This window comes from Candidatus Andeanibacterium sp., from assembly GCF_057143545.1.
Genome location: NZ_DBNHSF010000026.1, coordinates 1 through 10,904 on the forward strand (window position 1 = coordinate 1; position 10,904 = coordinate 10,904).

10 protein-coding genes and 1 tRNA gene are annotated in these 10,904 nt (G+C 65.6%); 8 read left to right on the top strand and 3 right to left on the bottom strand.

Annotated elements, in window-relative coordinates; translation table 11 throughout:
* A partial coding sequence (locus tag AC16XC_RS01555; RefSeq protein WP_484032874.1) for a peptidyl-prolyl cis-trans isomerase occupies positions 1–809 on the top strand: 809 nt, incomplete at its 5' end.
* A gap of 74 nt (positions 810–883) precedes the next feature.
* Positions 884–2,743 (top strand): DUF3604 domain-containing protein, encoded by a 1,860-nt coding sequence (locus tag AC16XC_RS01560; protein ID WP_484032875.1) that lies wholly within the window; start codon positions 884–886, stop codon positions 2,741–2,743.
* 41 nt (positions 2,744–2,784) lie between these two features.
* Here the strand turns inward: AC16XC_RS01560 and AC16XC_RS01565 are convergent, their stop codons facing one another.
* Positions 2,785–4,638, bottom strand: a complete 1,854-nt coding sequence (locus AC16XC_RS01565) for a DUF885 domain-containing protein (RefSeq protein ID WP_484032876.1) — start codon at positions 4,636–4,638, stop codon at positions 2,785–2,787.
* Between the two features lie 154 nt (positions 4,639–4,792).
* Here AC16XC_RS01565 and AC16XC_RS01570 point away from each other — a divergent pair.
* The 4 genes from AC16XC_RS01570 (at position 4,793) to AC16XC_RS01585 (ending at position 6,524) form a co-directional block, all read left to right on the top strand.
* Positions 4,793–4,866, top strand: a tRNA-Gly gene (locus AC16XC_RS01570).
* A gap of 23 nt (positions 4,867–4,889) precedes the next feature.
* Positions 4,890–5,447, top strand: a complete 558-nt coding sequence (locus AC16XC_RS01575; protein ID WP_484032877.1) for a TMEM165/GDT1 family protein — start codon at positions 4,890–4,892, stop codon at positions 5,445–5,447.
* Between the two features lie 4 nt (positions 5,448–5,451).
* Positions 5,452–6,072: a 6-phosphogluconolactonase gene (locus AC16XC_RS01580; protein WP_484032878.1), complete on the top strand. Its 621-nt coding sequence runs from the start codon at positions 5,452–5,454 to the stop codon at positions 6,070–6,072.
* Positions 6,060–6,524 carry an NUDIX hydrolase gene (locus tag AC16XC_RS01585; protein ID WP_484032879.1) on the top strand — a complete coding sequence of 155 codons (465 nt, stop codon included), beginning with the start codon at positions 6,060–6,062 and terminating at the stop codon, positions 6,522–6,524. Before AC16XC_RS01580 ends, AC16XC_RS01585 begins: the two co-directional genes overlap by 13 nt.
* On the opposite strand, the gene dinB is transcribed toward AC16XC_RS01585, so the two are convergent.
* The gene (dinB, locus tag AC16XC_RS01590; RefSeq protein WP_484032880.1) at positions 6,510–7,637 is read right to left on the bottom strand and encodes a DNA polymerase IV; all 1,128 of its coding nucleotides are present in this window, start codon (positions 7,635–7,637) and stop codon (positions 6,510–6,512) included. The genes AC16XC_RS01585 and dinB overlap by 15 nt on opposite strands.
* 262 nt (positions 7,638–7,899) lie before the next feature.
* Here dinB and AC16XC_RS01595 point away from each other — a divergent pair, with 262 nt between their 5' ends.
* Together AC16XC_RS01595 and AC16XC_RS01600 are read left to right on the top strand one after the other, a co-directional pair.
* Positions 7,900–9,171: a multidrug effflux MFS transporter gene (locus tag AC16XC_RS01595; protein ID WP_484032881.1), complete on the top strand. Its 1,272-nt coding sequence runs from the start codon at positions 7,900–7,902 to the stop codon at positions 9,169–9,171.
* Positions 9,168–10,649 (top strand): glycerol-3-phosphate dehydrogenase, encoded by a 1,482-nt coding sequence (locus AC16XC_RS01600; protein ID WP_484032882.1) that lies wholly within the window; start codon positions 9,168–9,170, stop codon positions 10,647–10,649. Before AC16XC_RS01595 ends, AC16XC_RS01600 begins: the two co-directional genes overlap by 4 nt.
* Before the next feature lie 6 nt (positions 10,650–10,655).
* On the opposite strand, the gene AC16XC_RS01605 is transcribed toward AC16XC_RS01600, so the two are convergent.
* Positions 10,656–10,904 (bottom strand): MFS transporter (locus AC16XC_RS01605; RefSeq protein ID WP_484032883.1); only part of this gene is annotated, 249 nt, incomplete at its 5' end.

Genomic DNA, 10,904 nt, shown 5'->3' on the forward strand with positions numbered 1-10,904 from the left:
GGCTCAAGCGCGCCTTGCGCGAGCCGCTGGTCCAGTTCGGACTGGTTGGCGCGGCGCTGTTCCTCGTCTTCGGCGGCTTCAGCGGCAACCCCGAGCGCGAGATCGTGATCGACCCGGCCCTGCGCGAACGGATTTCGCGCGCCTATCGCGCGCAGATGGGAACCTATCCCAACGCCGGCGAAATGGACGCGCTGCTCGAGCGCTATGTGCGCGAGGAAATGCTCTATCGCGAAGCCTTGCGGCAGGGGCTCGACCAGGGCGACGCGATCATCCGCCAGCGGCTGATCCAGAAGATGGAATTCGCGGCCGACATCCTGCCGGAGGATGTGCCGGAAGACGAGCTCAGGGCCTATTTTGCAGGGCACGAAGCGGATTTCAGCCTACCCGCGCGGGCGAGCATCCGCCTGCTCTATTTCGACCCCGACCGGGAAGGCTGGGACAAGGCCGAAGCGCGCGCCGCAGCGGCGCTGGCAGCGGGCCGGACCGCCACCGCCGACCGCTCGCCGCTGCAGGCCGAATACGCCAGCCTCGGCCCGCAGGATGCGATCCAGCTGTTCGGCGACAGCGAATTGGCCAAGGCGATCTACGCTGCGCCGCTCGGCCGATGGAGCGGGCCGTTCCGCTCGGGCTATGGCTGGCACCTGGTGCTGGTCGGCGAACGGGAAGCGGCGCAGGTTCCCTCGTTCGAGGAGGTGCGCGACCGGGTCGCCAGCGCCTTTGTCGAGAATGCCCGTAGCGAGCGGATCGATGCGATGGTAGAGGCGCTGCGCTTGCAGTATCGGGTGCGCGAAGTGGCTGGCGGCGACTGACGCACGTAATCGCCTCCGGTCTGGCAAAGATGTGAATCCGAGTGCATAAAGCCACCCGGCAATGGGAGGGTTCGATGCGCGGGAGACGCTTGACGGTAATCGGGTTGGTGGTTGGAGCCGGAGTCCTTGCTGCTTCGGCCGCACTCGATGCCCAGGTGTCGAATTTCGTGCCCCATCCCCAGCGCCATGCCTTTTTCGGCGATCTCCACCTCCATACCGGAATGTCCTTCGATGCGGCGGTGGCGAGCGGCGTCCAGCTCGGGCCGGAGGCCGCCTATCGCTTTGCCATGGGCGAGGAGGTCGAAGTCCTCGGGCGCAAATACAAGCGCAAGGCGCGGCTCGATTTCCTCGCGGTGACCGACCACGCCGAATATCTCGGCATGGTCAATCTCGCGCGGGATCCGGAGGGACCGCTCGGCGACACGCATTGGCCGGCAGACCTCGCGACGCCGCCCGATGGCGGTTTCGGCGGGGCCGGCGGACAGATCCTTGGCTCGGGATTTTCGGGCCGGACCGGGCCGTTCCCGGAACTCAGGCGCTATGACCTGCGGCGGTCGGTCTGGAACCGGGTGATCGACGCGGCGGAGAATTATTACCGGCCGGGACAGTTCACGACCTTCGTCGGCTTCGAATGGTCGCATACGCCCGGAAACGCCCATTTCCACCGGGTGACGGTATTTCCCGGGCCGACCTATCCCGACCTGCCGTTCAGTGCGCTCGACAGCCGCGATGTCCGCGATCTGTGGCGCTATGCCGAATCCAACCGGGCGAACGGGGTCGATTCGCTGATGATCCCGCACAATTCCAATCTCTCGGACGGGCTCGCCTTCTCCTACCAGGACAGCGCCGCGCGCTGGATGGATCGCGAATATGCCGAAATGTCGGCCCGCAACGAGCCGCTCGCCGAAATCACCCAGACCAAGGGCACCAGCGAGACCCATCCCGAGCTCTCGCCGACCGACGAATTCGCCGATTTCGAGCTGATGAACCACTATTTCTACAACGATCCGACCCGGCTCTACCGCCCGATCGGCGGGTCCTATGTCCGCGAAGCGCTGCAGCGCGGGCTGATCCTCCAGCAGAAGCTCGGCGTAAACCCGTTCCGCTACGGTTTCGTCGGCGCGTCGGACTATCATTTGGCGGTGTCGGGAACCGAGGAATTCAACCGCACCATGGCCTTGGGGGCAGACGACATCTCGAAGCCCGAAGCGCTGCTCCATCCCGACATGTCGGGCGGCGGCGGGGTGCTCAACGGCCCGACCGTCAAGATCAGCGCCAGCGGCATCACCGGCGTCTGGGCCGAGCGCAACACCAGGGAAGCGATCTTCGCGGCGATGAAGCGGCGCGAGGTTTTCGCCACCTCAGGCCCAAGGATGCAGGTGCGCATGTTCGGCGGCTGGAACTTCGCCAGGGGCGTGACCGGGCGCGACAATTGGGCCGACCTCGCCTATCGTTGGGGCGTGCCGATGGGCGGCAACCTGCCTTCGGACCGGCAGGGCCGCGCGGCCCCGACTTTCCTGTTCGATGCCTTGAAGGATCCGGATTCGGGCAATCTCGACCGGATCCAGGTGATCAAGCTGTGGCTCGAGGATGGCGAACCGAGGGAGAAGATATTCGAGGTCAGCTGGGCCGGCGATCGCAGGCTGGGCGCCGACGGCAGGTTGCCGGCAATCGGGAGCACGGTCGACCTCAAGACCGCGAGCTATCGTAACACGATCGGTGCGGTGCGGCTGACCGGCGAATGGACCGATCCCGAATTCGATCCCGCTGTCCCGGCGATCTATTACGCGCGGGTGCTCGAAATCCCGACCCCGCGCTGGAGCACCTATCTCGCGGTCGAGAACGGCATTGCGCTGTCCAGGGAGGTCCCCGCCACCCTGCAGGAACGGGCCTGGACCTCGCCGATCTATTACCTGCCCAAATCGGGCTGGTAGCGGGCGGGGCAGGGCATCAAGGACCCCCGCCCAGCGTCAGGTCAATCCGCCAGTTCGGCGGCGATCCAGGTGTCGACCCGGCGTTCGAGCAGGTCTAGCGGCATGCTGCCTCCGCCCAGCACCGTATCGTGGAAAGTGCGGATATCGAACTCGTCGCCCAGCGCCTGTTCGGCCCGGGCGCGCAATTGCTGGATCTTGAGCATGCCGATCTTGTAGCTGGTCGCCTGTCCCGGCAGCACCAGGTAGCGGCGGATTTCCGAAGTGATCGTTGCTTCCGAATCGGCCATGTTGGAGGCGAAATAGTCGATCGCCTGCTGCTCGCTCCAGCCCTTGGCGTGCATGCCGGTATCGACCACCAGCCGCACCGCGCGCCACATCTCGCTCGCCAGGCGGCCGAACTCGGAATAGGGATCGGCATAGGTGCCCGGGATTTCGCGGGCCAGCCATTCGGAATAGAGGCCCCAGCCTTCGGCATAGGCGCCATAGCCGGCCTGCGTCTGGAAGGTCGGCACGCCTTCCAATTCCTGTGCGATCGAGATCTGCATGTGATGGCCCGGCAGGCCCTCGTGATAGGCGATCACTTCGAGCATGCTCTTGGGCATCGCGGTCATGTCCGAAAGATGCGCGTAATAGATGCCCGGGCGCGAGCCGTCCGGCGTGCCCGCGCGATAATGCTGGGCCGCGCCATCCTGTTCGCGAAAGGGCTCGACCCGGCGGACCTCGAGGCCCGCCTTGGGCAGGATGCCGAAGAAGTCGGGCAGCTTGGCCTTGATATTCTCGATCGCGGCCGTGGCGTCGTCGATATAGGCCTGGCGGCCCTCGTCGGTGTCCGGGTAATAGTTGAAATCGCCTTCGCGTAGGTGATCGAAGAATTCCTGCAACGTCCCCTCGAAACCGACCTTCTCCTTGATCGCTTCCATCTCGCCCAGCAGCCGCGCCACTTCGGCGAGGCCGATTTCATGGATCTCGTCGGCGGTCAGGTCGGTGGTGGTCCAGTCGTTCAAGCGATACTGGTAGTAAGCGAGCCCGTCGGGCAGGCTGCTGACGCCGCTGGCGACCTCGGGCACATTGGCCCGGTCGGCGGTCATGAAGGCGAGGACCTTCTCGTAACCGGGCTTGTACGAAGTCAGCAGCGCCTGGCGAAGTTCGGCCTCCAGGCTGTCGGCCCTCGCCTGGTCGATCTCGCCCTTGTCGACCAGCGCGACGATCTTGGCCTTGCCGTCTTCGAAAATCGCGGAGTCCGGTCCATCGTCGAACGGCGCGCCGCTCACCAGCTTGCCGAGTTCGTCGATCACGATGTCATAGGCGAAATAGGGCGGTCGCACACCATGCGCGGCATTTTCCTCTGCCCGGGCGAGCAATTGCGACAGGGCGCGGTCGAACTGGTTGATCCGCGAAATATAGGCTTGCATGTCCGCTTCGGTGTCGACCCGGTGCAGGCTGATCATGTAACTCGGCAACTGGCCGTGCACGCCCTGCATCTGGGTGAAGATATACGCGTTTCCGCGCCATTTGACCCCTTCGCGATCGCCCTCGAGGTCGTATTTCCAGAGATCGTAGGACAGCTGGTCCTCGGGCCCGAGCGCGTCGTAATCGAATTCGCGCTCAAGCTCCTCGACCGTGGCCGCATACCAGGCGAGTTGCCGGTCGGCTTCCTCGATCGAGAGGTCGTCGAGCTCGCCATAGCGCTCCTTGCGCCCCAGCGCGGTGAGCGAGAGCGGGCTCGTCATCAGCGATTCTTCGTATTTCTCCTCGAACCAGGCGTGGAGCCGCTCGCTCTCGCTTTGGGCCGCGACCGCCGTGGCGCTGGCTTGCGCCATTGCGGGCGTCGAGACAGTCAACCCCGCCAGCGATGCGGCGGAAACGAGGAGAAGCAAGGGAAGGCTGCGGCGCATGATCGGCTCCGGTCTGGACGGTCTGGAAAGGGTTTCGACTGAAATCACTTTGTCCGGTAGAGCGGCGAGCATATTTGTCAAAGTTCCAATCGCCCAACCGCCTACCGGGACGGATTGACCACTTGCGGGAGAGCGTGCAAAGGGCGGCTCCTTCGCGGGTGTAGCTCAATGGCAGAGCAGGAGCTTCCCAAGCTTAAGACGAGGGTTCGATTCCCTTCACCCGCTCCATCAATTCATGCTAGCTTTCCGGAATGTCCGGCTTTCTCCTGGCGCTGATCGCTTGCCTGCTCGCCGCGACCGGCGGGCGGGACCAGCGCATGGTGGCCGGACTTTCGGCAAGTCTCGGACGATCCGGCGCGTTGCTGGCGGCTTCGTGGGGCGCCGCGATTGCCACGGCGGCTCTGGCAGCGGCCTTCGGCGCCGTCATCGCGCAGCTCTTCGATCCCCTTATGATCAAGGCGATCGTCGCGTTGGCGTTCCTGATCGCCGCGATCGACCTTGCCTGGCCGTTCCTGTGGACGGAACCGAAGGAGCCGACCCGCTCGCTGTTCGCGATCGCCCTGGTGATCGCCTCGCGGCAAGTGTTCGATGCGGCGCGTTTCATCCTGGTGGCGCTGGCTGCGGCGAGCGATCCGCTGCTCGCGGGGCTGGGCGGAGCGATCGGCGGAGGACTGGCGCTTTCGCTTGGCTGGGCATTGGCAAGCCGCTTGCCGGCGCGCCTGCCGCTCCGGGCGATCAGGCTGGTGATAGCGGGCCTGTTGCTGGCTGCCGCGATCTGGACAGGGCTGTCGCCGCGCGGAATACTCTAGGCCAATGAGCAGGGTCAGCCTCATCAAGGGCCAGGACGATGCCGCCATCGCCGAATGGCTGCACGGCAGGCTCATGGCCGCGCTCGCTGGCCAGGAGGGAATGGTGACCGTCACCGTGCCGGGTGGCTCGACACCGTTTCCGATTCTCGAACGGCTCGCCGCCATGCCGCTAGCTTGGAAGCGGGTCGCGATCTGGCCGGGCGATGACCGGGTGGTCGGGGAAACCCATCCGGCGAGCAATGTCGGGCGGATCAGGGCGATCTTCGAACCGCTTGGTGCCGTGGTTGTGCCGCTCGAAGTGGTTGAAACAACACCGCATTTCGCGCTCGCCTGGCTGGGCATGGGAAATGACGGGCATATCGCCTCGCTGTTTCCCAACACCGATCCGCAAGTGGACGAGCCCGCGCGCGTCAAGCGCCTGACGCCCGACCCGCTGCCGCCCGAAGCGCCCTTCGACCGCATCAGCCTGACCATCCCGGCGCTGCTCGATGCCGACGAGATCCTGTTCGTCATCCGCGGCGAGGACAAGCGCGCCGTGTTCGAGGCCGCCCTGCGCGGCGAGCATGACCTGCCCGTCGCGCGGTTGCTGGGCACGGCGAGCCAGCCAGTGACATGCTTCACCTGATCCCCGCTTCGCTGCACCGCGCGGGGCTCAAATTCGCGCATGCCTCGCGCAAGGCATGGTGGAAAATCGCCAGTCCCAGCCTCACCGGAGTGACGGTGGTTGCAACCAATGGCGCCGGCGAGTTCCTGCTCGTCCGCCACACTTATGGCAGCCGCCTGTGGACCTTGCCCGGCGGCGGTGTCCGCGCAGGCGAAGACCCGGAAGCGGCCGCGCTGCGCGAATTCGCCGAAGAGCTCGATTGCGCGATCTTCGGCCTGGCCGCCGCTGCGCTCCATGAATCGACACTCCACGGCGCACCGATCGTCCGTCACATCTTCGCCGGGGAAGTGGTCGGCCTGCCGCGCCCCGACCGGCGCGAAGTGGCCGAAGCGCGGTTCTTCGCCCGGGATTCGCTGCCCGCCGACTGCAACGCCTTCGTCGCCCAGTGCCTTGCGCTGCTAGAGCAGCGATAGCTGGGCGGTATCGGGCTTGCGCTCTTCTTCCGGACCGCCGCTGTCGAGCGATGACAGGGTCAGTCCCATCAGCCGGATCGGGAGCTTCAGGGGCAGCAATTCGTCGAGCAATTCACGGCCGGTGCGGGTGAATTCCTCCTTGCCGCCAATAGGGTGATCGAGCGTGCGGGCGCGGGTGACGGTCCGGAAATCATTGTAGCGCAGCTTGAGCGTGATGGTGCGGCCCTGCGTTTCCGAATGCTCGATCCGGTCCCACACGATCCCGGCGATCTCCTCGAGCTTGGCGTGGGCGGCGGCTCCGCTGGAAATGTCGTCGAAGAAGGTCCGCTCGCCGCCCAGCGACTTGCGTTTGCGGTGGGCGCGCACGGGCCTGAGGTCGATCCCCCGCGCCGCGCGATAGAGATAGTCGGCAAAGCTGCCGAAATGCTCGCGCAGGAAGTGGATGTCCTTGGCCGCGAGGTCCGCCCCGGTCGCGATGCCCAGCCGCGCCATCTTCTCCGCACCCTTTGGCCCGACGCCGTGGAACCGCCGCACCGGCAGGTCGCGCACGAAGCGCGCGCCTTCGCCCGGCCGGATCACGCACAGCCCGTCGGGCTTGTTCTGGTCGCTGGCGAGCTTGGCGAGGAACTTGTTGTAGGAGACGCCCGCACTGGCGGTGAGCCCGGTTTCTTTCTGGATGCGAGTGCGGATCAGCTCGGCGATGCGGGTGGCCGAACCGATCCCGCGAATGTCGTCGGTCACGTCGAGATAGGCCTCGTCGAGGCTCAGCGGTTCGACATGCGGCGTGAAGTGCCGGAAGATTGCCCTGATCTGCTGCGAGACCGCGCGATAGGCCTCGAACCGCGGCTTCACGAAGACCAGGCCGGGGCAGAGCTTTTGCGCCCGCACGCTGGGCATGGCAGAGCGCACGCCGAATTGCCGCGCCTCATAGCTGGCCGCGGCGACCACGCCCCTTCCGCCCGCCCCGCCGACCGCGACGGGCCTGCCGCGCAAATCGGGATTGTCGCGCTGCTCGACGCTGGCGAAGAACGCATCCATGTCGACATGGATGATTTTCCGAAGGCCATCGGCCTCGCCATCCTCGTCGAATTCTTCCGTTTCGCCATCGTCCATGTGTCGAGTTTAGGCGGGTCGTGGCGATCACTCCAGCTTCCTTCCCCTCGATGGGGGAGGGATACGGAGACTTGGCCCAACGGGCCTAGTCGAAGTTGGGTAGGGGGTGATATCTCGTGGGAACGCGACCTCACCCCCATCCAAGCTCCGCTAGCCTCCTGCGGAGGCAAGCTGCGCTATCCTTCCCCCATCAACGGGGAAGGGGGCATTGCCGCTACCCTTTTTTCTAGCCTTAGCCGTCCCCGGGCGGCATGGGCGGGGGATGGACTCGACCGACGAACATATCGTCCAGCGGCCCGGACACCGCAGGCTGGGCCGGACCGAACTGGTCTTCATAACCGCCATGCTGATGGCGTTGCACGCGCTCGCGATCGACGGGATGCTGCCGGCGATCGACGAGATTGCCGGGGAGCTCGGCGCGCTCGATGCCAATGACCGCCAGCTGATCGTCGGCGTGTTCCTGCTCGCCTCGGGCGCGGGAACGCTGGCGCCGGGACTGCTGGCGGACCGCTTCGGGCGCAAGCGCCTGCTGATGATCTCGCTCGCTTCCTTCGTCGTGTTCGGCTTTGCCTGCACCTTTGCCCAGACGTTTACGCAGATGATCGTACTGCGCGGATTGCAAGGCTTCTTCAGCGCGGGCCTGATGGTGCTGCCCGGGGCGATTATCCGCGACCAGTTCGAAGGCGACAGCATGGCGCGGGTGTTCTCGCTGATCTCGGCGGTCTTCATTACCGTCCCCGTGATCGCGCCCAGTATCGGGCAATTGGTGCTGTACGTCGCCGGGTGGCGCTGGATCTTCATCGGGCTGGGCGTGATGGGCCTGGCGATGACGGCCTGGGCCTGGATCCGCATGCCCGAGACGCTGCACAGCGAATACCGCCAGGAAATCGTTCCCCGGGTGCTGCTGCGCAACATGTATATCTCGGTCACTTCGCGTGCCGCGATCGGCTATGTGCTCGGCACTTCGCTGGTGATCGGGACGGTGTTCGGCTACGTCAATTCGGCCCAGCAGCTGGTCGGCGAGCATTTCGGCGCGGGCGACATGTTCCCCTATGTGTTCGGGGCGACAGCAGCGACCATGGCGGTCGCCAGCATCGTCAATTCGCGGATCGTCGAGAAATTCGGCGCGCGGCGCGTCTCCCATGCCGGGCTGATCGCCTTCATCGCCATCAGCGCGCTGCAGGTGTGGGTCTCGCATTCCTCGCACAGCAACCAGATCGAATGGTTCCTGCCGCTGATGGCGGCCAATCTTGCGCTGCTCGGCTTCCTCGGCGCGAATTTTGGGTCGATCGCGATGCAGCCCTTTGCCGAGATCGCCGGGGCAGCGGCCTCGATCCAGGCCTTCATCCGCATGTTCGGGGCATCGGTGATCGGAATCGCTATCGGCCAGGCCTATGACGATACGGCAAGGCCGCTCGCCTGGTCGCTGCTGCTGGCGGCGTCGCTGGCGCTGCTGCTGATCCTTTACAGCGAGCGCGGGAAACTGTTCCGCAGGCTGCATGCGCGTCCGCCCGAACGGAGCCACGACATTTGAGCGATCCAACCGCCTTCGACGTGATTGTCATTGGCGGCGGGGTCAACGGCGCGGGGATCGCCCGCGACGCGGCGGGCCGGGGCGCGAAGGTGTTATTGCTCGAAGCGCGCGACCTTGCCAGCGGCACTTCCTCGGCCTCGACCAAGCTAGTGCATGGCGGGCTGCGCTATCTCGAATATCACGAATTCGCCCTGGTGCGCGAAGCGTTGCAGGAGCGCGAAATCCTGTGGGGGATCGCCCCGCATCTGATCCGCCCGATGCGCTTCGTCTTGCCCCGCGGCGAGGGCCTGCGCCCGCGCTGGATGCTGCGGCTCGGCCTGTTCGTCTACGACCATCTTGGCGGGCGCAAGAGGCTGCCCGGCGCCAAGGCGATCGACCTGCGAAAGCATCCGGCGGGCAAGGTGCTCGATCCGGCGCTGACCGACGGCTTCGAATATTCCGACACCTGGGTCGACGATGCCCGGCTGGTGGTGCTCAATGCGCTCGATGCGCATGAGAAGGGCGCGAAAGTCCGGACGCATACGCCTGTCCTGTCGGCGCGGCGGGAAGGCGACCTTTGGCTGGTCGAGACACATTCAGGAACGTTTGCCGGACGCGCGCTGGTCAATGCCGGAGGGCCCGGAGCCGACGATGTCGCACGTCTGGCGGGCGAGGAGCCACCTTATGGCATCCGCCGGGTGCGCGGATCACATATCGTCACCCGTAAGCTGTTCGACCATCCCTATGCCTATATCTTCCAGCTGCCCGACACCCGGATTTGCTTTGCGATCCCCTATGAACGCGATTTCACGCTGATCGGAACGACCGACCGCGACCACAAAGGCTCGCTGATCGAGGTTTCCGCGGGAGCGGACGAAATCGGCTATCTCTGCGAGAGTGCCAGCCGCTATTTCGCGAAGCCGGTCACCAGGGACGATGTCGTTTGGACCTATGCCGGGGTGCGCGCGCTGGTCGATGACGGGTCCGGGAGGCCCGAGGCGGCGACCCGCGGCTATCGCATCCCGATTTCGGATCCATCCCGGGGCGCGCCGCTGCTGGGTGTCTATGGCGGCAAGATCACTTCCTACCGCCACCTGTCGGAAGAGGCGGTCAATCTGCTGGGCAAGCGCATGCCCGAACTGTCGGCTCCTGGCTGGACCGCCAGGACGCCCCTTCCGGGCGGCAATTTCCCGGTCGATGGGCAACCGGCGCTGATCGCCTCGCTGCAGGCGAAACACCCGTTCCTGTCCGACAGCGACGCCACAAGGATAGTCCGCGCCTATGGCACCCGCGCGGCGCGCTGGCTGGGCGAGGCGAAGGACTGGACCGATCTGGGGCGCGGCTTTGGCGTGGGCCTCAGCGAGGCCGAATTGCGCTATCTGAGCGACGCTGAATGGGCCATTTGCGCCGACGACGTGCTGTGGCGGCGGAGCAAGCTCGGCCTCCATATGAGCGAAGCCCAGCGGCAGGCGGTGGCGGACTGGTTTGGCGCGCGCTAGCTCGCCTTAGCCGTCGTGCTCGATGTGCCGCCTGAAGGTCTCGGGCAGGAACAGCAGCCCAACCACCAGCGTCAGCAGCGCCACGCTCACCGGATACCACAGCCCGGCATAGATATTGCCGGTCGCGGCGACCATCGCAAAGGCGATCGCGGGCAGGAACCCGCCGAACCAGCCATTGCCGATATGGTAGGGCAGGCTCATCGCGGTATAGCGGATGCGGCTGGGGAACATCTCGACCAGCAGCGCGGCGATCGG